Below are 22,887 nucleotides of genomic sequence, written 5' to 3'. Positions count from 1 at the left end.
CCATCCCCGCGGGTGCGGGGAGCAGAGCGCGGAGGACACCCCGCCGGTGCCCTGGTGGGGACCATCCCTGCGGGTGCGGGGAGCAGTCACCACGGCAGGATCGGCCCGAGCAGCCACGGGGACCATCCCCGCGGGTGCGGGGAGCAGACACCGCCGGAGCCAACACTGTCCAGCTGGGCGGGACCATCCCCGCGGGTGCGGGGAGCAGAGCGTCGACTGGTACGTGCGCATGTTGACTGCGGGACCATCCCCGCGGGTGCGGGGAGCAGCCTCGACCGGCTGACCATGGGAGAACTGGGCGAGGACCATCCCCGCGGGTGCGGGGAGCAGTCAACCGGGCTATCGCTGACGACCTGTACCCAGGGACCATCCCCGCGGGTGCGGGGAGCAGGCCTGGCAGGACGTCGGTGGCGACGCCGGCCAGGGACCATCCCCGCGGGTGCGGGGAGCAGAGCATGCCCGACCAGCCCTACCTCGTGCCCGCGGGACCATCCCCGCGGGTGCGGGGAGCAGGTCGCCGCCACCTCCACCAGGTGGCTCGGCCCGGGACCATCCCCGCGGGTGCGGGGAGCAGCATTGTGAACCCCAACAGCAACCGCGCTGGAGGGGACCATCCCCGCGGGTGCGGGGAGCAGTGTCATGGTCGGCTCCATGCACAGACGGTGTGGGGACCATCCCCGCGGGTGCGGGGAGCAGCAAGTAGCGGCGAACCTCGGGCCACCATCTGAGGGACCATCCCCGCGGGTGCGGGGAGCAGACGTCGCACACGGCGCTGAGCTTCGGGGACGCGGGACCATCCCCGCGGGTGCGGGGAGCAGCAGTGACCGCGCCGGACACGACCCTGCGGGCCGGGACCATCCCCGCGGGTGCGGGGAGCAGTTCTGCGCCCGTTCCCCGGTGGCAAGTTCGGCGGGACCATCCCCGCGGGTGCGGGGAGCAGCGGGCCGGGCGGGAACCCGCTGTGCGTGCTGTGGGACCATCCCCGCGGGTGCGGGGAGCAGTGGCCGCTCGACGATGCCGGTTTCGCCGACGAGGGACCATCCCCGCGGGTGCGGGGAGCAGCCAACGCCGGGTGAATGGGCTTCGGTCGTTCGGGGACCATCCCCGCGGGTGCGGGGAGCAGAGCCGGCGGACCTCCCCTTCTATGCCGCAATCGGGACCATCCCCGCGGGTGCGGGGAGCAGACGTCCGGACCAGATCCTCGTACTGCACCGTTGGGACCATCCCCGCGGGTGCGGGGAGCAGTTGGCCGGCGCTCGTTTGCGCTGACCTGCGAGGGGACCATCCCCGCGGGTGCGGGGAGCAGTCGCCCTTCAGCGCGAACCGCTTCTCCAGCTGGGGACCATCCCCGCGGGTGCGGGGAGCAGACGGGCTGCCACTGACAGTGGACGGCCCTCGTGGGACCATCCCCGCGGGTGCGGGGAGCAGACGGTGGCGTCGACGGCTTCGTGCCAAGCCTTGGGACCATCCCCGCGGGTGCGGGGAGCAGCCGTTGTTGAACCTGTCGTTACTCCGCCTGTGGTGGACCATCCCCGCGGGTGCGGGGAGCAGTCAAGCACCAACTTGCACGTGAGATACGCGAAGGGACCATCCCCGCGGGTGCGGGGAGCAGAAGGTGCCGAACGGCAAGCTCGCCGCGGGCGCGGGACCATCCCCGCGGGTGCGGGGAGCAGCACTCACCCCCGCGCATGGCGCCGGTGACCTGGGGACCATCCCCGCGGGTGCGGGGAGCAGGGAGTTGACCGTGGTGTACCGCTTCGAGACGGGGGACCATCCCCGCGGGTGCGGGGAGCAGCCGACTTCCACGGCGTCGTCCAGGCCGCGGACGGGACCATCCCCGCGGGTGCGGGGAGCAGGTGGGGCAGAGCTCGGTCCAGCGGTCGGTCAGGGGACCATCCCCGCGGGTGCGGGGAGCAGATTATCCCCGAACCGCCCCCGCACTAGGACGTGGGACCATCCCCGCGGGTGCGGGGAGCAGAGGCCGGCGCCCGTGGAGCCGGTGTTGGTGATGGGACCATCCCCGCGGGTGCGGGGAGCAGACACCACCCCGACCCCGGATGTGCCGATCATCGGGACCATCCCCGCGGGTGCGGGGAGCAGGCACGGCTATGAGTCACGATCGTGTTGGCACAGGGACCATCCCCGCGGGTGCGGGGAGCAGCTGGGCTGGTGGACCACTCTGTTCGTGGCCATGGGACCATCCCCGCGGGTGCGGGGAGCAGCGCAGGTCAGAGACCTGCGGCCTTAGCGCATCGGGACCATCCCCGCGGGTGCGGGGAGCAGAGCACTCACCAGCGCAGTCGGGCGCGGGTACCGGGACCATCCCCGCGGGTGCGGGGAGCAGTGGGGGCCTGCTTCAAATGCCAGGTGCCAACGAGGACCATCCCCGCGGGTGCGGGGAGCAGACTGCGCGACCTGGGGCTTCATCTCAGGTGTGGCGGGTTTTTGAGCACTTTCACCGAATCCGGCAATTGGGTCAAACGAGCCGCAATATCCATCAGGCCCCTCCGAAACGTCGGCGCTTGGCCGCCTTACTCCATCCGGAACGCGCAGCAGTCGGGCGGCTCGCCTCCGTGGACGGATTCGAGTCGGGGCGGTGGATCAGGGTTACGCCTTCATGGTCGACGGGGTGCCATGCGTGGTCGTGAGTGCGGAAGGTGAAGCCCTGTTCGTTGTTCGTGGTGTGGGCAAGCAGGGCGCGGCCTTGGCCCGCGTATTCCTGGACCTCGTCCCAGAGCACATCGCGGATCCGGGCCGATGGGTTGCCCACGAACACGCCCGCAGAGATTTCCAGTAGCCAGCGGGTCAGGAAACCACGCAGTCCTGCTGGGCAGTTGGTGAGGACGATGACGGTCACCAGCTCGCCTGCCCGTAATCGTTCGTCTCATCGTGGTTGAAACCGGAGGGGACTTCGCGGCCGCCATCACTCTGGAGCGTGACCACGTCCCGATCGCCGCCGAGGTCAACGGAGTTCGCCCGTTCCGGTAGAAGCAGGCGCATGATGTCGTCGACGCAGCGGTCCAACAGGGCCGTCTCATTGATGCGGTCCCGCAGAGCACGGCGTGTCCGGGGGCCGACGTCTTCTTCGTCTTGTGCAGCGATGTCAAACGCCAGCGGGATGCCGATCTCAGTCTTGTAGAGGTCAGCGATGTCGAGAACGAAGGACAGTTCATGTCCGGAGTGGACAAAGCCAAGTGCGGGACTGCATCCCAGCGAAGCTACGACGGCGTGTGCAATCCCGTACATGCACTGGGCTGCCGCGGTGATGGCCTGATTGACTGCGTCTCCCTCGGTGAAGTCGCCAGGCACGTACTGGCGGCCGCGCCACGGGACGCCGGTTCGGGCAGCCTGGGCGCGGTAGCAGGCTTTGACGCGGCGTCCTTCCCGCCCTAGGAGTTCGTGGCGGGTCAGGCCCGCGGGGTCCTCGTCGGGGAAGCGCAGCCGGTACATCGCGCGGGCCACAGCAAGGCGACTGCGCGGGTTCGCCCATTGCCGTGCCTGCCCTTCCATGAGAGCTGACGAGCGGCTGAGGGCTCGTCCTGCGGCGTAGTAGCGCACGCCGCGCTCCCCGACCCAGCAGACGGCCGCTCCTGTCTCTCCGAGGACACTCATCGCCTGGTGAGTGATACGGGTTCCCGGTCCGAGGAGGAGGGTTCCGATGGTCGCCGAGGGGATGTGGGTGGTGCCTTCCGCGTCCTGCGCTGTGATGGCGTTGGCGTCCCGGTGGACCGTGCACCGCTCCAGGTAGACGAAGGAGATGCGCTCGGCGGTGCGGGTGAGCTGTCGTGGGGTCAGCGCGGTGCGCTTGGAGACCGTGGTCATGGTGCCTGCTGTGCGGTCCGGGTGAGCGGCGCCAGAGTGATGAGGCCGCAGCCGTAAGCCTTGGCCCGGCCGATGCCGTGGCTGAGCGTGCGGCGCAGGGCGTCCGGGTCGGTGACTTCGAGCCGGCCGTCGAAGGTGACGGTGACCAGGGATACCTGCTTGCCTCTCCTGCTGCCGCCTGTGCCTCGCGACTTGTCGAAGGAGAGTGTCCGCTGGTCGCCGACAGACAGTTCGTACCGGTCGCCGTGGTGCTCGTGCTTGCCGTGGTGCGTCGTGCCACTCGGGAGCAGCCGCTTGTGGTCAGCCTTCTCCAGGACGCGGAAGCCGCAGCTCTCTTGACGTTGAAGCAGCCAGGCCATCTGGTGGACGGGCGTGAGGTGTGCGGTGATCTTTCGGGGCTCGCTGTCTTTGCGGCGGATGGTGTGTATGGGATTGGCGGTCAGCCGAAAGGCCCAGCGGTCCCCGTTGGCCAGCCGCTCAAGGAGCGGGCCGTAGGGCCTGGTCTGCCAGCCGGGCGTCTGCGGGTCGGCTGCGGCTGCCGCCGGCCAGCCGGCCTGCTCGACCAGGTGTGTCAGGTCAGGGCGGTCCGGGCTAACGATGTAGAGCAGGACCTCGGCGCGTGCCTGGTGGTCCAGGCGCCACAGCACCCGCGGCGAAGCCGGATCCGGGACATCGGTGGGCAGCAGGCCGGGGAACGAGGACATGACCGCCGCGTGCATGGCCTGCGGAGAGGACAGCAAACGACGGGCGCCGGGCCGCGCGGTGTTCACGCGGAAGCGGGAGAGGAACATCAGCTGCTCTCATCCTCCAGAGCATCGAATGGGTCGTGCCGCACAACACCCACCGGAACGCCCGGCACCGGCACTGTGGTCGTGACGACAGTGCGCAGGGCATGACGGCGGTGCTCGGCGGCGAAGCTGAGCGGCTGGTCGCGCAGAGCGTCGGCGACGCCTCTCTCGTCGGCTGCCGCCTCACGCAGCACGGTCAGCCCTTCCTGGGACCGGGAGCGGTGGCGCTTGCGGTACCAGGCGGATGCCTGCCACGGCACTTGTCTGAGCACGTCCTCCAGCCGGGCGCCCTCGTACAGGCCCAGCTCGACCGGCCCGGACGGCGGGCAGGAGCGGCGGCCGAGGAACGGCGGATACACCGGGGCCCTCACCGCGGCATCCAGCTCGGCGAGCAGCGCGTACTCGCCCTCAAGCGCGGCGACGAAGACGGCGTCCGCGAGATAGAAACGCTCCGACAGCGGCATCGACTTGCCGGTGACGCCGTGGTGCGCCGTCTGGAAGTCCCTGATCCGGGTGCCTGGTTGGTCGATCCGTACACCGAACCGCAGCGCGGCCAGAGACGCGAGTCGGGCGTCGTCACCGCGTTCAATCCCTGCTGCGGCAGCGAGCAGGCCGATGACGCCGCTCTTTGTGGGTGCGGACTCGGTGGTGCGGCGCGTGAAGCGGGAGGAAGCGCCCCAAGACTGCAGGGGTCCTGCCAGCCGCAGGACGAGCACGCTGCTCATGCGGGCTTGTCCAGTCGTTCGGCAACAGCCCGACCGACGGCGGCGACGAGGCTTCCCAGGGTGTCGAGCTCGGGACCGACGTCTGCGAGCTTGAGGGTGTTCGGGCCGACGCGCAACACCCACGTGAGGGTGGACGCTTCGTCGCCGTAGGCGCGTTCGATGTCCGGGATGTAGGCGGCGAGCCGGTCGGCGGCGTCCCGCACATGGCCGCCTTGGTCGCTGCGGATGGGGTCCTCGAAGGCGGCGACGAAGCTGATCGGCCGGCTGGTGCGGAGCTTGACGACCACCGCGTCGGGCAGGGTGTGGTGCCCGAAGGTGTTGATCTTTCCGGTGGGCAGTGAGGCGACGAAGCTGTGCACGAACGCCTCGACCGCGCGTCGCACCGGCTCGGTCCGCGGCTCGTCCTCCCGCAGGCCCTGCCCGAGGTTGGCGGCGAGCTGATGCACTCCAAGGGCGGCGTAGCGGTAAAGGGTGGCGGAGTTGAAGTCGACGGTGCCGATCATCCCGGCGCCGGTCTCCTCCTCGGTGTTCTCGTCGTCGACCGCTGTGTAGTAGTCGGATTCGTTCTCCACCCGGTGGACGCTGATGGCGTGGGCCACCTGCACGGCGGCGTCCACGTTGAAGTCGGCGGCGTCGGCGACCATCCGGCCGAACAGGGCGATGTCGACGGAGTGGCGGCTGTCCGCGATCCCCTTGACCCGCTCCTTGTTCTTCTTCTCCTTCAGAAACGCGGCGATGTCGGAGGCGCCCTCGACCGCAAGGCGGGCCAGGCCGTCCAGTTGCCGCGCGCTGAGGAAGACCAGGTACTTCGCCTCCGGCGCCGCAGCGGCCCCCGACTCCTTGGCCGCGTCGGCCTTCCGCTTGGGCACCTCGGTCTTCAGCCCCGTGGCCTTCACCGTCTCGTCGGCGATGCTGAGGGCCGTCTCCCCGGTGAGGGAGGGATCAATTGCGGTGATCCGGTCGGCGAGCACCTCCACGACCTTCTTGGTCCGCACTCCGAGGTCACTCGGCTCCAGCAGGTGCTCATCGGCGAAGTACGTGCGGGTCGCCCGCTTCCACGCCTGGCTGGAGACGCGGGCGCGCGGCACGCCCCCATAAAGGGCGGTCTTCGGAGCGCCTGTGTCGTCGCGGTTGAGGTTGCTGGGCGGGACGGTCTGCAGGGCGTGCACGTCCAGAAAGATGCGGTTCACGGGGCGTCCTTGTCGCTGTCGGTGGAGCGGGTGGTGTCGTCGTCGGCACTGGCGCCGGGAGTTTGCCCGGTCGGCTCCTGCCACGAGTGAAAGGAGCGGCCCCACTCGCGGCGGACAGTGTCGACTCCGCCGGGCCACTGCCAGGCGTACAGCTGTCCGGCGAGCAGGCCGTAGTCGAGCGGGATGTCCGCACGGCGCAACAGGACGATCAGGTCGCGCAGCCGCTGGGACAGCGTGGTCAGGTCGGGTGCGGTGCCGGCGCGAACCAGGCGCTTGCGGACAGGTTCGTCGATGCCGTTCGGGGGCATCAGGCGTCGTACGGCCGCGCCCAGGCCTGTCGGCCGCTTCAGGGCGTGCGGGCGGTGCATGCGCACGCCCCGAGACTGCTGGTGCAGAGCCCAGAGGGTGAGGGCCGCGTGCAAAGCGTTCTCCGCACGGACCAGTTCCTCCTCGCCCAGCAGCCGAACCCCCTCGATACGGGCGTGCAGGGGGCCGGTGTCGACCAGCGCCCACAGGTCGGGAAGCTCGGCGGCGTCCCGACCTGCGCCACGGCGCAATCGGGCGAGCGCGGCAACATCTTTGGGACGGTCCCGGAGATAGCCCTCCTGCCACGGCGTGATCCGTGCTGCAGCAAGGTCGGCAATCCTCGATCGGACGGTCGGCGGGGCTGAGGTGGTGGTGGTCATGCCGGCACCTCCAGGTCGGTCACGGAATGGTCGGGCTCTGCCTGGTCAGGCCTGTCCGGGTCGGGCAGGCCGGACTCCGCAGGACCGTCGCCTGGCCATTCACCCGAGCCGTACGGGTCCCCCAGAGCCTTGGTGAGGTGCATGCGGAACCACTTGTCGGCCAGGCCCGCGTTGAGCCACTGCGTGCCCTTCTTGTCGGTGACGGTCCTGCCCTGCCAGGCGGCGTCGCCCGCATCCACGATGAGACGGTCACCAAGCCGACTGACAATGCCGTGCACCTCGCGCTGCCAGGCACGGCGCCGGTCGAACGGGTGGTCAGCGTCCGCAATGGTGGCCAGCCAGGTGCGATAGGGGTTCTCCAGCGCGGCGAAGCCGAGTTCACGGGCTGCCGATCGTGGCCCCTCCCCCTCGGCGCCAGCCGCCCGTGCCAGATCGGTGGCGAGGTCGCCCAGCGCCCGCACGGCGAGGTCGGCGTCTTCCGCGGCACCGATCGCCTGCCGGGCACACGTCCGGTCCTGCCGGTGCAGCAGCACAACCGGCATGGTGAGGTGATCGTCGACGATCTCGTCGATCACGGACTGCTGCGTCCCGTACTTGGCACCGACGGTCCGCGCCCGAATGAGGAAGCCCCGCGGCAGCTCCCCCTCAGTGGCCAGGCGGGCGATCCATTCCAGAACAGCGGGACGCAGATACGGAGAAGCCTCCGTGCCCTGCACCGGTTCCGACCTGTCGGCGACGAGCGAGGCGATGCCCCGCCATGCGGAGCGCGCCGGGTCGTGCTCCCGGGGCAGGTAGATGGGTGACTGGCGCAGCTTCCTCTCCTGCGCCGTACTGCGCCGCCACGGGGTCATCGGCTCCCGTCGGTGCATGTTCCGGGACGTGAGCGGATCACCGTAACCGAGGACTACGCCGTCGACACCCTGCTCGTCGTGGTGAAGGCGCAGTCGGCGCGTCTGCCAGGTGTACAGGTCACGCAGACCGGTGGGGGCGCGCTCGGCGCCACCGGGAGGACACGGCTCGCGCCGCCAGGCCGGCCGGTCGTCGGCCGTCAGGTCCAGGGCGTCGGTGTCAGCGGCCACCAGATTCAGCAGCAGCGTCTCGCGCAGCGTGTCCCCTTCTGCGAAGACTCCGCCCAGGCCTCCGGCCCACCCGGTCCCGAGCGGATACACCTTTCCGCCTTTGACGCGGTCGTCCCCGACCACTCCGGACTTGATCCCGGAGGTGTCGTAGGCGTGAGCATGGACGACCCAGCGGGCAGCCTCGGCGAACGTGAGCCGCTGGACGGTGGGCATCCGAGCGGTGAAGAAGGGCTCCCCGTTGGGCACGTCGGCCACGATCCGGTTGAGGGAGAAGACCTCGTCCTTCGCCGTCCGCAACCCGGCGGTCTGGAAGAACGGTGTGACGGGGTGGAGAAGGTCGAAGCGCTCGCGGTGCGCTTCCAGATATGCCCCGACTCCGGCGAAGCACTGTGGGTCGGCCCACAGCTCGCCCCAATGGTCGAGATCACGGGGGCCGTCGAGGGCATCGTGGGCGACGGCCAGCAGCAGGCGCACCAGGGCGAACTCTTGGGTGGGCAGGTCCGCCACAATGCGCCGCACCTCGCCGGCCTGGGCGAATATCTGACGCAGCGACAACTCTGCCTGAATGCCGTCACATCTGAGGACCTCGATCCACGGCTGGGTAGTCAGGTCGAATAACGGAACGTCGGCCGCGCTGCCCCCGGTGGATTCAGTCACGGGTCACCTCCAGACCATCGGAATGGCTGTATCGGAGCGAGAAGCCTGCCAGGCGGGTCTGACAATCCTCATCGAGCGCAAGAATCAGCTGGTCAGACAGCCACGGACTGTCCTTGCCCTGCCAAGCAGGCCCGTACAGCTGCTCCAGTTCCGCGATGGCTTTGTCCAGGGTCTCGGCGTAGGAGAACTGCATCGGCAGCCGCAGCCCGCAACTCGCAGCCGTACGGCCCGCGAACGCTGTGGGCGCCTGGTCCTGCGGCAGCTCGAGACCACCACGCTGCCGGCCCTTCTTGTCCACGCCCAGCCCCGGCAGGGTAGCCAGAGTGCCGTCGGCACGCCGCTGCACGACGACGACTTCCAGACTCTCCCGGCTGTCGCGGACCTGGGCCCGCCCGGCACGGGTGTCATCGGCATCGCCCACTCCGGCCGCCACCCACCCGAACAGCGGCCGCCCCGGGCGGCCGACATCGCCGAGACGGAAGACGGCCGCCCGATCGGCCTGGTCCGCCCGGAGCCTGTCGAACCGCAGACGAGCCTCTTCAAGCGCCTTTATCCAGGACTCCGGCCCCACCGACGCCTCCGCGTACGCACCCTGCACGAGCGGGCTGATATCCGCAGGCAGTCGCACGGGACACGTCGGCCCGCCGTCGAGATGGGGCAGCAGCACAGCAGCCGAACGCAACAGCGCATACGCCCCGTACACCGCGACCGACCCGCGCACCGGGGCGGGCACTTCCGGTTCCCAGTCGGCACCGGTCAGCAGACACCGGGCTGTGCGCAGCCGGGCGGGCCGCTCATCTTGGTCCTCACCGCGCTCGTGGCGGTGAAGGCGGCCCATGCGTTGCAGCAGCAGGTCCACCGGGCACAAGTCGCTGACGAGCAGGTCGAAGTCCACATCCAGGGACTGCTCGGCCACCTGGCTGGCCACGACGATGTGCCGGTGCTTGGGCCTCCCGGTCGCCTTGTTGGGCGGACCGAAACGCCTGAGGAGATCACTGTCCTTGGCCGCCCGGTCGACGTCGACGAAACACGAGTGCGCGACCGTCACATCGTCGTCGCCGAACCTGTCCCGCAGCACGCGAGCCGTCTCCAACACCCGTTTGACCGTGTTGCGTACGACGAGGACGCAACCCCCGTCCACCAACTCGGACTCGAGCCGGTCGGCAAGAACATCCAGGCCATCCGCAAGCCGTTCCAATCGGACATCCGTGGTCCGGGCCGAAGCCTCTGGACAACGCACCACCGGCACACCGCCCGGGGTGATCGCGGTGAGCAGCGGGTACGCCCCCTCGACCGCAACACTCTCGGCCTCTGTTTCGGCTACCCCGGCGTACGCCTCGACCATCTGACGCCGACGCGCGGCAGGCAGGGTCGCGGAGAGCACGACCACCGGAACTCGGTAGGCGCCTAACCAGGCGAGCACCCGATCGAGGTAGACACTCATGTAGGTGTCGTAGGCGTGTGCCTCGTCGATCACGACGACCTTGCCCGCAACAGCCAGATGACGAAGCGCCAAGTGCCGGCTCTTCAGCCCGGCGAACAGCAGCTGGTCGACAGTACCCGCCACGAAAGAGGCAAGCATCGCCCTCTTACGACCCCGCAGCCAAGCGTGTGCCACCAGCTCGGCGCCCGCGAACGGCGCGTCCATTCCCGGCCGCTGAGACACAGGCCCGGCAGCATCCAGATCGACGGCGGCGACACGGCCGCCGCGGGCCATCATCCCAGCGAACTCCTCATTGAGAGCCGCTTTGGAATGGGCAAGGTGCACAGAGTGCCGGGAACCACCGGTGGCGGGCAGCCGCTTCAGCCAGCCCAGCAGCCGCGGGAACATCGCGTTGCCCGTCGCCATCGTGGGCAACGCGAAGAACACTCCGCCCGCACCCGAGCGCGCGGCGAAGACCTCGGCCACTGCGAGCGCGGCCTCGGTCTTGCCCTCACCCATCGGGGCCTCGATGACCATCAGGCCAGGTGCATCCATTTCACGGGCCAGCCCCACAGCCGCTTCCTGAACCGGACGGACCTTCGCCCCCGCAGGAAGCCCGAACCGGGACACGAACAGCTCCTGCACATCCCCGACCGGCTCCTCCGCCCGCCACGGCGCCGGCAGATCCAGCCCCCGCCACGCCGCCTCCAGTCGCTCCTCGTCGCTACGGGACGCAGCGTCCGGGAAGTACGGGAAGAGGTCGGGGTTGCTGGCGATCCAGTCGGAGACGATGACCAAGGCGGTGAGCAACACCTGTGCGGGCTGAGGCAATTTCACTGTCCGCCACGCCCCGAGCCGGTCCTGTACGCCGAAGTGCTCCGCGCACGCGTCCAGCAGCTCTCCCTGCGCCTGCCGCCACACCCCACTACTGCGGCCAGGAGTACGCAGCAACTCCTCATGCTCGTACAAGGCCTTGATCTGCCCGTTCTCCGGCGGCACACCATGATGCCCACCGACAGCGACAGTGAACTGCCCGGTTTGTTTGGCCGCCCAGCCGCACCGCTCCTCCAGCCACTCACCGAGCAGCACCTGACCAGCAAGCCCGTGCGGCGCGAGCCGCCGATCCGGCCCCATTGCCTGGCGAGAATGCATTTCCAGGCCCTTCTCCCGCATGACATCGGCGAGTTGGTCGACCTGGCAAGCGAAGGCCGGGGTGGCCTTGCCGATGTCATGCACGCCCGCGAGCCAGACGCCGAGCTTGCGCCCGTCCACCTCGCCACCGGGCAACGCCTCGGCGATCAGCTTCCGCACGGCGCCGGGCAGCCACTCGTCCCACAGCACTCCGGCGACGGCGGCACTGTCTTCCATGTGCCGCCACAACGGCAGCCAGCCATCTGTGTCACGGTCATGTTTCGCCCACACGGCCCGCGCTGGTGCCTGAAGGCGACGCAGCAGGCCAGAGCGGGAGGTCCCCCCACTGGTCATGCAAGATGGATACAGCTAAATCACAGGAGGGCAGGCCGATTTGAGAAAACGAGCGTGATCCGAGGCCAAAGCGGGCGTACAGCGCCCTGCGGGCACGCTTGAGACGTATGGTGATCTATTTACTGCCCGACAGCACGACCCTAAGAGGGGGTATCGACCGTATGCACCATGTGTCGGAATCGGTGAAAGTGCATGAAACCCTGCCGTCGGGGCGATAAACCTCCAGGTCGGGCAGTCTGCTCCCCGCACCCGCGGGGATGGTCCCGACCAGGGCGCGCTCGGGGGTGTCGACGGCCTCTGCTCCCCGCACCCGCGGGGATGGTCCCATGACATAGCCCGTCATGGCCAGCACCACCGCCTGCTCCCCGCACCCGCGGGGATGGTCCCGACGAGTACGACCGCGACGCCGGCGACAGCAACTGCTCCCCGCACCCGCGGGGATGGTCCCATCAGGTAGTGGTCACCCCCGTCGGGGTTGAGCTGCTCCCCGCACCCGCGGGGATGGTCCCAGCCTCTTCGGCCCCGACCGTAGGCGGGTCGGCTGCTCCCCGCACCCGCGGGGATGGTCCCGTGCGGGCGGTCATCGGTTCGTCTCCTCGCTGCTGCTCCCCGCACCCGCGGGGATGGTCCCGGGCGGGACGCGTCGGCGTCCAGCGACCACGTCTGCTCCCCGCACCCGCGGGGATGGTCCCGCCGTCTACACCTGGTGGGGCTGGCTGAAGTACTGCTCCCCGCACCCGCGGGGATGGTCCCTCCGCACCCACGCAGTGGATGTAGCCCGACCCCTGCTCCCCGCACCCGCGGGGATGGTCCCCACGTCGGCGCCCATCCGCAGGCCAGTCCACTCTGCTCCCCGCACCCGCGGGGATGGTCCCGCTGTGACTTGCGGTCCACCGGGGACGTCAGACTGCTCCCCGCACCCGCGGGGATGGTCCCGCCCCGGCTGCCCCGACGGCTGGTGGTTCATGCTGCTCCCCGCACCCGCGGGGATGGTCCCTCGGCGACGGTCACCAGCGTCGTGACCGTCGCCTGCTCCCCGCACCCGCGGGGATGGTCCCCTGGGCCGGTAGGGCGGCCGGTCGGCGACATCCTGCTCCCCGCACCCGCGGGGATGGTCCCGATGCGCGAGTGCACTAACGAGGGCGTGGAGCCTGCTCCCCGCACCCGCGGGGATGGTCCCTCCTCGAAGAGGGCCTCGGCGTAGCCCTTGACCTGCTCCCCGCACCCGCGGGGATGGTCCCGTCATGCCGTTCGCGGCCTTGTCGACGAGGTCCTGCTCCCCGCACCCGCGGGGATGGTCCCAGGGTTCCCCGGGTGTCGGGGAACCCTGTTGTCTGCTCCCCGCACCCGCGGGGATGGTCCCTGCACGAAAGCGCACCGACAGAGCTGGTCTGACTGCTCCCCGCACCCGCGGGGATGGTCCCGACACCATCCCCGAGCCGTCCGTGATCGTCCTCTGCTCCCCGCACCCGCGGGGATGGTCCCGCCGTCGCCTACCAGCTGTGGTCCGACCCCGTCTGCTCCCCGCACCCGCGGGGATGGTCCCGACGGCACCGCAGCCAGCGGTGCGGGTTACAACTGCTCCCCGCACCCGCGGGGATGGTCCCCATCCCGGTTCGGAGACGAATCGTCTACAGATCTGCTCCCGGCACCCGCGGGGATGGTCCCGACATCGACCTGCTCCCCGGCACGGAGAGCCTCTGCTCCCCGCACCCGCGGGGATGGTCCCACCTGCTGCACGGCTTCGTCGAGGCCGCCGTACTGCTCCCCGCACCCGCGGGGATGGTCCCCGGACCAGGTCGGCGCGGAGTCAAGACCCAGCCTGCTCCCCGCACCCGCGGGGATGGTCCCTTCCAGGGCGCCCTGATCATGGGCATTGTCGACTGCTCCCCGCACCCGCGGGGATGGTCCCCGCAACGGCACAGGTCCGTACAGCGAGTGGTCCTGCTCCCCGCACCCGCGGGGATGGTCCCAACTCCTCCCACGTGATCGGCCTGGACGCCGACTGCTCCCCGCACCCGCGGGGATGGTCCCGACAGCCTGACGCAGCGGCTGGTGGCCGAGAGCTGCTCCCCGCACCCGCGGGGATGGTCCCCCACCAGCATCGGCGCCGCCGCCCCGATCGACCTGCTCCCCGCACCCGCGGGGATGGTCCCGGCTGAACCCCCTTGTCCGGGCGGCCATGGGGCTGCTCCCCGCACCCGCGGGGATGGTCCCGCCTTGCCCACGAAGCTGGCACAGTCGCTGTACTGCTCCCCGCACCCGCGGGGATGGTCCCGCATCCCAACGGGTGCTGATCTTGTCCTTCGGCTGCTCCCCGCACCCGCGGGGATGGTCCCGCGCTGTTGGCCAAGGCCCGCAGCACTCTGTCCTGCTCCCTGCACCCGCGGGGATGGTCCCGGCGGCACGGGCGCGGTGTTCAACGTGTCCGCCTGCTCCCCGCACCCGCGGGGATGGTCCCCCGGACGTCTCCTCCGGCGTGAGCCCCGACTGCTGCTCCCCGCACCTGCGGGGATGGTCCCTGGGCGGCGATCTTCTCGTACTCCAGGTCGGTCTGCTCCCCGCACCTGCGGGGATGGTCCCGCCGGAACGATGGCGCTGCGGTGGCACGGGCCTGCTCCACGCACCCGCGGGGAGCAGGCCCTGGTGCCCCGTAACCGGTGAAGTATCAGCGCCCGTTCTCACCAAGGGCGACGCTCAGCAGAACCTCCACCAGACGCATAGCCGCGTCGGGCTTGCCCAGGGCGCGGGCGGCCTGGGCCATCGCCTCGCGCCGTTCTCCGGATGTGAGGACCGGTTCCAGGGCGCGGCGCAGTTCCCCGGCGCTGGCCCGCTCCCGCACCAGTGCCACGGCGGCTCCCGCCTGTTCGAGGTACAAGGCGTTGTGCTCTTGCTCGTCGCCGGCCGACGGCACCAGTGGCACCAGAACGGACGGCTTGCCCAGCGCCGTCAGCTCGGAGATCGTGCCCGCCCCGCTGCGCGAGACCACTACAGACGCCAGGGCGAGCACGTCGGGCAGTTCGGAGCCCACGAAGCCGTCGACCCAGTACCGGGCTCGGAGTTCGGCGGGCAGGTTCGCTGCGAGCTGCCTCGATTTCTCGACCCAGTTCGGGCCGCACTGGTGGACCACGTTGGCCACCGACAGGAGCCACGGCAGGTTCTCACGGACCATGTCGTTGATCTGCTCGCTGCCCTGCGCGCCGCCGGTCACGTACACCGTGGGCAGGTGTCCGGCGTATCCGGCCATGCCTAGGGCGGCCACGGCCTTGCTCGGGTGGCCGGTGAAGATCGCCGGGCGGACCGGGTTGCCAGTGACCACCGCCGAGGCAGCGACCTGGTCCGGCAGCAGCTTCAGCGTCGACTCCGAGGAGACGGCGACAGAGGTCGCGGACCGGGCCAGGATGCGGTTGGCCAGGCCCAGACGCACGGTCTGTTCGTGCACGACGAGCTTGGTCTTCGTCGCGCGGGCCGCGAGCCCCACCGGAACGGCGACATAGCCTCCGGTCGACAGGATCACGTCGGCCTTGTAGTCGGCCGCGATGGCGCGCGCCTCGACGACGCCCTTGGGCACCCGCCCCAGATCCCGCATGTTCTGGGCGTTCAGCATCTTCAGGGGGTTGCTGGAGCGTCGCAGTTTGCCTGTGGGCACTGTCTTGAAGGCGATGCCTTCGGCCGACGCGACGCGGGCCTCCAGGCCCTCGGTCGTGCCGACCCACAGCACGTCCAGCGAGGCGCCGTGGCGCCCCAGTACGGCTTCCATGGTGCGGACTGCTGTAAGGGCGGGGTACGTGTGCCCTCCCGTTCCGCCTCCGGTCACCATGAGCCTGAAAGGCCGGTGGAAGGAGGCGAAACGGGAGGCGAGCTCGTCGACGGTCACGGGGTGACGGCTTCCGATCGTGAGGGCTCCGGTCCCACGCCGGAGCCGGCAGGCGTGCGAACCTCCCGGACGATATCAGCGAGGCGCACCTTGGTGAGGAGCCATCCGAGCCCAGCCGCCGTGTCGCCCATCTGCGCCACGTACGTGCTCAGAGTCATGCGCTGCCGATCAGTGAGAACGAAGTACCGCTCGACCGGTTCGTCGAGCCTGTACGAGCGCACGTCGGCTACGTTCAGGCCGGCGCGGTCGTCGTGCAGCAGCCGCTCGATGTCGAAGGCGGCGAGCTGCGTCAGCGTCTCGGGCGGATCAGGCCTGAAGACCTCCGAGAGCTTCAGCCGGTGATAGGCGGCGCCTTCGCGGACCACCCGTGCCGCGAGGCTGTTCGCGCCGGTCCCCACCCCGACCATGCTCAGGACGTGGAGCGCGGCCCGCACCGCCAGGTCGGCCAGATCGTCGAGTGCCTCGGAGATCATCCGCATCCGGTACGTGTAGAGCAGGTTGTTGCCCAGCTCTCCGCTGATGTACCGGTCCACGTTCGCCGTTGCGTACGACATCAACTCTTCTCGGACATCGAAAAGTTGGCTGTCCGTGTCCTCCAGGAAGCCGGCAAGCACGCGGGCGAGGTTCTCACCGTGTTCCAACCTCAGACACCGCTTCACCCACGTCATCGGTGAGACACCGTGCGCCCGCAGCATCGCGACGATCGTGCCGAAGACTCCGCCGTTGTACAGCGAGGCGACGAACAGGTCCACGATCCGGCACTCGCGGTAGTCCTCGTACGACAGGTTCGGCAGGGAGACGCACACCTCGTCCAACTCGGCAGCGCGCACCTCCTCACCTAGCACTGTGTAGCGGCCGAAACAGCGCGGCATGACCCGCCACTGCGTCTCCAGGCCCCACCGCTCCCGGTATGCCTGGGCGTACATCTCTGAGCTCGGCAGCAGCGTGAGCTGGAACATGTTGATGCGGTCGAAGCGGGCATTCATCAACCCGCGCAGGCTCTCGAAGTGCTTGTCCTTCGAGTCGTCGGGCAGCGCGAGGATCACCTCGCTGTACGACTGCGCTCCCGCCTCCGCCGACTTCAGGGCGATCTCCATCATCTTGTCGGAGCTGATGTTCCTGCGTGCGACGGCTTCGAGGACGGTCGCGTCGAGGCTCTGTACCGACCCGGACAGGCTGATCGTGCCCGGCACCTGCGCCACGGCTTCCAGCACGCGTTCGCGCTGGTTCTTGCCCGTTGTGACGTTGACGACCCGCGGCCAGCCGTACAGCTGCTGGCACTCGGCGAGGATCTGGCACGTGTGCTTGTCCTCGGGGAACATCCCAAAGTTGCTGTCGGTGATCAGCAGTTCGTTGCGCGCCAGGCCTGCGGAGACGAGGGGTTGCATCTTTGCGCCGATGTAGTGCAGCTCGGCCGCGACCTCCTCGCCCGGTCGCTTGGCGACGCGGCTGAAGTACTGCTGGCTCTCGGTGCAGAACGTGCACGAGAACGGACAGCCACGGGTGGTGGTGACCGTCGGAACACCGCCGCGCTCGAAGAACTCGTCGAGCAGACCGGCGCAGTACGGCGAGGGCACATCGTGGAGATCGGAGATCCGTTTGCGCGGCTTCGGGGTGAACACCTCGCGCCGGTCGGACGACATGCTGTGCACGCCGGGGATGGTGTCCCGCACCTTCTCGGGCGGCTTGCCGTCGAGATGGAGCAAGAGGTCAGCGAACGCGGCCTCACCCTCGCCGTCCACGTAGAAGTCCGTGGCTCCCGCGAGCCGTTGATACCAGAACGGCACCTGGTCGGCTCGCTGCAGCGGGTAGTGCGGGCCGCCCATGACGACGACTGTGCGCGGGTACCGCCTCTTGATCAGTCGGGCGAACGCGGCCGACAAGTGGGCGTTCCAGATGTAGTGCGAGAAGCCGATGACGTCCGGGACTCCCTCGGCTTCGAGCGCGGCCGCCAGGTCCTCAGGGAACTTGAAGATCCGAGGGTCGTGTGCGAACTCCATGACGGTCGCGGCGTAGGTGGCGAGCCCGGCGACGGCCTGGGGCATCGTCTCGGCGGACACAACCTGCTGCGTGTACGTCAGATCGCACAGCCACACCTTCAGGCGCAGGACCGGCCGCATCCCTGCCGCGCGGGATGCCGCCGCCTGCGCGGGCTGCGGCATCCCCAGGTCGACGGCCGACATCAGGCGTCGGCCTTCGTGGCGCGCAAGAACATCTGCCACAAGAGGCGGCGCCGTTCCTCGGGCACCTCCTCCTGGTGACTGCCCAGCCTCTCGCGGCCGTGGACGCAGTAGTGCTGGTTGATGACGATCATGTCTCCGAAGCCGAGCAGGAACCGCTTCTGCTCAGCGATCAGCTCCCGCTCCAGCGCATGTACAGCGCTGGTGTGCGGGTCCCTCAGGTCCATCTCCGGCAGCATCTTCGCGGTGAACCGTACGAAGCCCACGGCCGGCGGGAGGTCGTCGATGATGGCGAACGGCGCGTACTCGGCGCCGACGCCGGTGAGTTCGTAGAACGCTCCGTCACGGTAGACCGGCTCGGCCAGCAGGGCACGATCGTCGTCGCTGAGCCGGTCCACAGCCCGGCGGAGCTGGGAGACGATGCTGTGGCCCTCGCCTCGCGGGTCGGGCCGCACACACAGCAGCACGCTGTAGTCCGGCGGCAGGGTCGCATTCACGACGTCGATATGCAGCGGGTTGTACCCGGAGCCGGTCGCGCGCATCGGATCGATGGTCAGGTTCGTGCCCAGCGGCTTCCACAGGGGCCACTTGTCGAAGGCGCGCAGCGGAGTACCCAGCCATGAGAGCACGACCGTGGCCGCCTTCTGCCCGTCGTCGAGCCCGTAGTGGTCGAGGAGCACTCCCATCTCCAGAACGGCGAAGCCGTCGCCGTGGGGGTCGTCGAGCAGGTCGCGACAGCGCCGCACCACAACCTGTGCCTCGGGCGACTCGGCGCGGACACGGTTGTACTCCTTCGCCACGTCCACCCGGAGGTGGCCGTTCTCGAGTTCAGGCGCCGGAAGATCGACGATGGCTTTACCGAGGTGTGCGACGAGCGTTTCGGGCAGAGGGATGCGAAATCCCGTCGTTGCCGTGGACATACTGGCTGTCTCCAGTTCCTTCGAATCTTGCGGAGGGATGGGGCCGTCCCCCGTGCCCAGGCCCGTCACAGCTACGGGCACGGGGGGCGGAGTCTGAGATCGCTGGTGCGGGTCTGTCTTACGGTCCTTCCGGCCGGCCGGCACCGGGGGCACGTCCCCGTCCTGCCGTTGCTCGGTCGCAGTGGGGGATCGCCAAGGAGCACCACGTCGTCGTCCCGTCGGGGCTGACGCCCCAGTCCTTCGACAGGGCAGCGACGAGCTCCAGTCCGCGGCCGTTCTCATCGGTCTCGCCCGCGGAGCGCAATCGAGCTGGGGTCGGATTGCCGTCGGCGACCTCAACGCGCAGCTCGGTGTCGGAGCGCGTCACCCGGAGCCTGATCGGTCTGCCCTTGCCATGCCTGATGGCGTTGGTGACCAGCTCGGAGACGACGATCATCGCGTCGTCCCTCAGGTCGACGAGATTCCACAAGCGCAGCTGGTCCGCGGTGACCTGTCGCATGCGCCGGACACGGGAGTCGGCCGGGGTGAAGGTGACCTCGAAGGCGCGCGCCACGACGTGGTCCACGGCTGGGGCATTCGGGACCACGGTGGGAGTGATCAGGGTCATCGGCGTTCTCCCGCACAGAAGGATGGAAGTTCCAGTGAAGTTGACTCGTCAGTAAGAGGCTTTGAGGTCTTGGAGGCGGGGCGCGTCCTGACATGCTGGGCGGCATGGCGACACTCGACGGACTGCCCGTATCTCCCGACGACTTGCTGCCCTTGGCGCTGACGAACCTCGGCCACTTCACGTCCATGCGTGCCGACGCCGATCATCAGATCCGCGGCCTGTCCCTGCACTTGGAGCGCCTCGTACGGGACTGCAAGTCCGTGTGGGGTGCCGACCTCGACACCGGGCGCGTCCGCGACCACGTCCGGCACGCCCTGGACGGTCGAGACGGGCCGTGCGTTGTCCGCGTCACGATCTACGACCCCACGGTGGACATGGGGCATCCCGCGGACGCCGACCAGCCGCACGTCCTGGTGACCGTTCGCCCTGCCGGCTCGATGCCCCCGCCGCCCCTGCGCGCGCAGAGCGTGGAGTACGAGCGCGACCTGCCCGAGGTCAAGCACGTTGGTCTCTTCGGCGCCCTGCACGCACGCCGTACGGCGCAGCTCAACGGCTACGACGACGCCCTGTTCGTCGGACCCGACGGCCACGTCAGCGAAGGGGGAACCTGGAACGTGGGATTCATCGGCGACGACGGCGTGGTATGGCCGAAGGCTCCTGTGCTGCCCGGGGTGACGATGGCGCTCCTGCAACAGCAGGTCGAGCACCAGGTCGCCGCCGTCAGCCTCGACCGGGCCAAGGGCATGCAGGTTGCCTTCGCCACGAACACGTCCATCGGTGTTCGCGCTCTGTCCTGCATCGATGACTCGCTCATGACCGTCGAGCACCCGCTCCTGGACGCGTTGCGCGAGGCATACCTCTCGATTCCCGGCGAAGCGCTGTAGGGGACGGGCATGGCGGGGGTGACGAGGTGGACCGGCAGGGAGGTCCTCCTGCTGCGGGAGGCCCTTCGAAAGAACGGCAAGGACTTCGCCGCCATGGTCGGCGTGAGCCATCGCCAGCTCGTGACGTGGGAGGGCCGGGGCGCGAGCATCCGTCTGCGCCCCGACAATCAGGAGGCCCTGGACACCCTGCTCGCCCGCGCCGGCCTTGCCGTACAGCAGCGCTTCGCGGAGCTCCTCACAGAGAAGGCCGCCGCCGAACAGGACGAGCGCGCCGAGGAGTTGCTGCGCCGCGACCCGCGAAGCGTCCGGCATCCCGTTGATGGCAAGATCATGGTCACTGTCGATGAGGGCATCTACCTGTCCGGAGCCGAAGGCATCCCCACGTGGGTAGGCACCTTCCGCATCGACATCTTTCCGACCACGAACGCAGACTACGAACGGTTCGTACGCGCCACCGGGCAGCGTCCGCCGCAGCACTGGCCCGGCGGCCGCTGTCCGGACGGCCTGTTCGACCATCCGGTGGTGTGGGTGACGTGGCACGATGCCACCGCCTACGCACGCTGGTGCGGCAAAGCCCTCCCTACCGCACAGCAGTGGGAGAAGGCCGCTCGCGGGTCGAAGGGACGTGTCTACCCGTGGGGCGACGAGCCCACAGCCGCGAAGTGCAACGTCTCCGAGGCGGGGATAGGGGCGACGACGCCCGTCGCCCGCTACCAGTCCGGCGTCAGCCCCTACGGCGTCTATGACCTGTGCGGCAACACGTGGGAGTGGTGCTCCACCGAGGAGGGGCCCGGCAGATACGCACTCAAGGGCAGCGCATTCACCAGCCCGTTCGAACGCGCTGCACCCTCGCTGCGGAACGCGGCGAGCGCCACCATGCGGGACAACGACACCGGGTTCCGATGCGTGAGCGCCCCCTGACCGAACGCCGACACGGTTGGGAAAGGCCGTATTCGAGAACACATCGAAAAGGATGGGAACTGGCGTGACTCCACGGTCCGCTCGGCCCTCAAACGCGAGTCGAGGGGGCGAATACACAGGGACGAGGTCTGCTTCTCCTCGATCGCAACCCCCGCTGAGCCCGGCGGTCATCGATGCCTCCCTCGAAGTGACGACTGAGTGGCCTGGTGATACTCAGTCAACGACGCGCTACTCAGCGTGGGGAGCTGCCACAATGTCTGCCGCCTGTAGGCCAGTTGTGAACCAGTACCGTCGATGGGGATCACGACATGACCATCGGTGAGTGCATCCGCGCGGCTCGCGAAGCACGGCGCCCGAGGTGCAGCCAGGCCACCCTCGCCGACGAACTGTCGGTAGCGCGGTGGGGGAAGACCGGGTTCTGCGATCGCCAACAGGTCTACCGGTGGGAAACCGGACGCCGCGTTCCGACCGACTGGCTGCCGTACATCGAAGAGGTCTTGAACCTTGATCTTTCCGATGGGAACAAGAAGGCTCCCAGCGATACCGTGGGCTCAGTCATGCGCCTCGGAGGGAGCGACGTGGAACGACGGCAGTTTCTCGCAGCATCCGCCGCCGTTGGCCTGGCTGCCCTTGACCTGACGGACGCGGAGGCGGTGACCCGCCGGGTGAACAAGGGCGGCCCGGTCCAGGTCGGAATGGGTGAGGTATCCGCGATCCGCACGATGACCACGACGCTGGGTGACGCCGCGTCCGAGCTGGGCGGAGGGCACGCTCGCCACCTCGCGGTGCGTTACCTGACCGTGGACGTGCAGCGATGGCTCAACGGCCGTTTCACCGAGCCGGTCGGTCGTGAGCTGTTCGGCGCCGCCAGCCAGCTCGTGCATCTGATCGGCTGGATGGCTCGGGACGAAGGAAATCAGGGACTCGCTCAGCGTTACCACGTCCACAGCTACAAGCTCGCAGCCGAGGCCGGTGAAAACGAGCTCGCCGCAACAGCGCTACGCGGCCTCGCGGACCAGGCCATCGATCTTGGGCATGTCCCGACCGCCGTACGGCTTGCGGAAGCCTGTGCGGAGCGGGGACGCAAGTTGGACAACCCGAAGGCCCTCGCCTACTACCGCAACACGCACGCCCGCGCGGCAGCCGCCGACGGCGACCACACCACCGCGTCCAGGCTCCTGAGATCAGCACAGACCGCGATCGAGAACGCCCCCGCCCTGCCCGGCGAGTCCTGGGCCTCCCATTACAGCCACGGCCGGTGGGCTCACGAGTCCGGCATGATTCACGCGAAGCTCAACGACCTTCCGGCCGCAGAGGAACATCTCCACCTCGCTCTCGACATTCACGGCCTCGACCGCAAACGCACCCGCGCCATCGTGCTGGCCGACCTGGGGCATGTCCAACTGAAACGGGGCAATGAGACTCAGGCTCTGGCGACTTGGAGCGCGTTCCTCGACTGCGCTGATGGAGTCCAGTCCGTACGGATCGACGACGGCATAAGCAACATGCAGGCCCGCCTCCCCCAGATCAAGGACACGGCAGCGGTCCAGGAGCTGGAGGAGCGGATCATCATGCGGCGGGGATCTTCGGCCTGAGCACCGCGCCCGCGAGCAACGTCGGAAGGACCGACCCCGCCGCTGCGC

General features: G+C 69.2%; 15 protein-coding genes and 2 CRISPR repeat arrays (1 of these 17 cut by a window edge). Of the genes, 3 read left to right on the top strand and 12 right to left on the bottom strand.

All coding sequences use genetic code 11. From position 1 onward, the window contains the following. Positions 1 to 2,405: direct repeats of the CRISPR family, unit length 29 nt; unit sequence GGGACCATCCCCGCGGGTGCGGGGAGCAG (it extends 676 nt beyond the left edge of the window). A 92-nt stretch (positions 2,406 to 2,497) separates the two neighbouring features. The 12 genes from cas2e to CLM62_RS30990 form a co-directional block, all read right to left on the bottom strand. Then, entirely contained in the window at positions 2,498 to 2,857 is a 360-nt protein-coding gene (cas2e, locus tag CLM62_RS31045; RefSeq protein ID WP_095753217.1) for a type I-E CRISPR-associated endoribonuclease Cas2e, read from the bottom strand. After that, positions 2,854 to 3,822 (bottom strand): type I-E CRISPR-associated endonuclease Cas1e, encoded by a 969-nt coding sequence (gene cas1e, locus CLM62_RS31040; RefSeq protein WP_095753216.1) that lies wholly within the window; start codon positions 3,820 to 3,822, stop codon positions 2,854 to 2,856. The genes cas2e and cas1e overlap by 4 nt, the downstream gene beginning before the upstream one ends. After that, complete coding sequence (cas6e, locus tag CLM62_RS31035) at positions 3,819 to 4,613, bottom strand: type I-E CRISPR-associated protein Cas6/Cse3/CasE (RefSeq protein WP_095753215.1); 795 nt, start codon at positions 4,611 to 4,613, stop codon at positions 3,819 to 3,821. The genes cas1e and cas6e overlap by 4 nt, the downstream gene beginning before the upstream one ends. Next, positions 4,613 to 5,335, bottom strand: a complete 723-nt coding sequence (cas5e, locus tag CLM62_RS31030; RefSeq protein ID WP_095753214.1) for a type I-E CRISPR-associated protein Cas5/CasD — start codon at positions 5,333 to 5,335, stop codon at positions 4,613 to 4,615. Before cas5e ends, cas6e begins: the two co-directional genes overlap by 1 nt. Beyond that, on the bottom strand, positions 5,332 to 6,525 hold the full coding sequence (gene cas7e, locus CLM62_RS31025; protein ID WP_095753213.1) for a type I-E CRISPR-associated protein Cas7/Cse4/CasC: 1,194 nt from the start codon (positions 6,523 to 6,525) through the stop codon (positions 5,332 to 5,334). The genes cas5e and cas7e overlap by 4 nt, the downstream gene beginning before the upstream one ends. Further along, entirely contained in the window at positions 6,522 to 7,211 is a 690-nt protein-coding gene (gene casB, locus CLM62_RS31020) for a type I-E CRISPR-associated protein Cse2/CasB (protein WP_095753212.1), read from the bottom strand. Before casB ends, cas7e begins: the two co-directional genes overlap by 4 nt. Next, entirely contained in the window at positions 7,208 to 8,947 is a 1,740-nt protein-coding gene (gene casA, locus CLM62_RS31015) for a type I-E CRISPR-associated protein Cse1/CasA (RefSeq protein WP_095753211.1), read from the bottom strand. Before casA ends, casB begins: the two co-directional genes overlap by 4 nt. Continuing rightward, positions 8,940 to 11,738: a CRISPR-associated helicase Cas3' gene (gene cas3 / locus CLM62_RS31010; protein WP_257004199.1), complete on the bottom strand. Its 2,799-nt coding sequence runs from the start codon at positions 11,736 to 11,738 to the stop codon at positions 8,940 to 8,942. The genes casA and cas3 overlap by 8 nt, the downstream gene beginning before the upstream one ends. A 353-nt stretch (positions 11,739 to 12,091) precedes the next feature. Further along, positions 12,092 to 14,498: direct repeats of the CRISPR family, unit length 29 nt; unit sequence CTGCTCCCCGCACCCGCGGGGATGGTCCC. A gap of 25 nt (positions 14,499 to 14,523) precedes the next feature. Beyond that, positions 14,524 to 15,675 carry a glycosyltransferase gene (locus CLM62_RS31005; RefSeq protein ID WP_095753231.1) on the bottom strand — a complete coding sequence of 384 codons (1,152 nt, stop codon included), beginning with the start codon at positions 15,673 to 15,675 and terminating at the stop codon, positions 14,524 to 14,526. 53 nt (positions 15,676 to 15,728) lie between these two features. After that, the gene (locus tag CLM62_RS31000) at positions 15,729 to 17,915 is read right to left on the bottom strand and encodes a B12-binding domain-containing radical SAM protein (RefSeq protein ID WP_095753209.1); all 2,187 of its coding nucleotides are present in this window, start codon (positions 17,913 to 17,915) and stop codon (positions 15,729 to 15,731) included. Then, positions 17,915 to 18,832 (bottom strand): TauD/TfdA family dioxygenase, encoded by a 918-nt coding sequence (locus CLM62_RS30995; protein ID WP_179382293.1) that lies wholly within the window; start codon positions 18,830 to 18,832, stop codon positions 17,915 to 17,917. The genes CLM62_RS31000 and CLM62_RS30995 overlap by 1 nt, the downstream gene beginning before the upstream one ends. Before the next feature lie 118 nt (positions 18,833 to 18,950). Continuing rightward, a complete protein-coding gene (locus CLM62_RS30990) occupies positions 18,951 to 19,439 on the bottom strand; it encodes an ATP-binding protein (protein WP_095753207.1) in 489 nt (162 codons plus the stop codon). A 104-nt stretch (positions 19,440 to 19,543) separates the two neighbouring features. Between CLM62_RS30990 and CLM62_RS30985 the strand changes: the two genes are divergently transcribed. The 3 genes from CLM62_RS30985 (at position 19,544) to CLM62_RS30975 (ending at position 22,839) form a co-directional block, all read left to right on the top strand. After that, positions 19,544 to 20,323: an aminotransferase class IV family protein gene (locus tag CLM62_RS30985; protein ID WP_095753230.1), complete on the top strand. Its 780-nt coding sequence runs from the start codon at positions 19,544 to 19,546 to the stop codon at positions 20,321 to 20,323. A 9-nt stretch (positions 20,324 to 20,332) separates the two neighbouring features. Next, positions 20,333 to 21,244 (top strand): SUMF1/EgtB/PvdO family nonheme iron enzyme, encoded by a 912-nt coding sequence (locus CLM62_RS30980; RefSeq protein WP_095753206.1) that lies wholly within the window; start codon positions 20,333 to 20,335, stop codon positions 21,242 to 21,244. 308 nt (positions 21,245 to 21,552) lie between these two features. Next, a complete protein-coding gene (locus tag CLM62_RS30975) occupies positions 21,553 to 22,839 on the top strand; it encodes a tetratricopeptide repeat protein (RefSeq protein WP_373559206.1) in 1,287 nt (428 codons plus the stop codon). Positions 22,840 to 22,887: the final 48 nt, after the last annotated feature.

The sequence above is a fragment of the Streptomyces sp. SA15 genome, from assembly GCF_002291145.1.
Taxonomy (GTDB): Bacteria; Actinomycetota; Actinomycetes; order Streptomycetales; family Streptomycetaceae; genus Streptomyces.
Note: the sequence above shows the minus strand (reverse complement) of the source record. Positions and strands in the feature narration are given on the sequence as shown.

Coding starts and splice junctions, on each gene's coding strand:
- cas1e (WP_095753216.1), bottom strand. CDS start 3,822: ATGACCACGGTCTCCAAGCGCACCGCGCTGACCCCACGACAGCTCACC.
- cas6e (WP_095753215.1), bottom strand. CDS start 4,613: ATGTTCCTCTCCCGCTTCCGCGTGAACACCGCGCGGCCCGGCGCCCGT.
- cas5e (WP_095753214.1), bottom strand. CDS start 5,335: ATGAGCAGCGTGCTCGTCCTGCGGCTGGCAGGACCCCTGCAGTCTTGG.
- casB (WP_095753212.1), bottom strand. CDS start 7,211: ATGACCACCACCACCTCAGCCCCGCCGACCGTCCGATCGAGGATTGCC.
- cas3 (WP_257004199.1), bottom strand. CDS start 11,738: ATGGAAGACAGTGCCGCCGTCGCCGGAGTGCTGTGGGACGAGTGGCTG.
- CLM62_RS31005 (WP_095753231.1), bottom strand. CDS start 15,675: ATGGTGACCGGAGGCGGAACGGGAGGGCACACGTACCCCGCCCTTACA.
- CLM62_RS31000 (WP_095753209.1), bottom strand. CDS start 17,915: ATGTCGGCCGTCGACCTGGGGATGCCGCAGCCCGCGCAGGCGGCGGCA.
- CLM62_RS30995 (WP_179382293.1), bottom strand. CDS start 18,832: ATGTCCACGGCAACGACGGGATTTCGCATCCCTCTGCCCGAAACGCTC.
- CLM62_RS30990 (WP_095753207.1), bottom strand. CDS start 19,439: ATGACCCTGATCACTCCCACCGTGGTCCCGAATGCCCCAGCCGTGGAC.
- CLM62_RS30985 (WP_095753230.1), top strand. CDS start 19,544: ATGGCGACACTCGACGGACTGCCCGTATCTCCCGACGACTTGCTGCCC.
- CLM62_RS30980 (WP_095753206.1), top strand. CDS start 20,333: ATGGCGGGGGTGACGAGGTGGACCGGCAGGGAGGTCCTCCTGCTGCGG.
- CLM62_RS30975 (WP_373559206.1), top strand. CDS start 21,553: ATGACCATCGGTGAGTGCATCCGCGCGGCTCGCGAAGCACGGCGCCCG.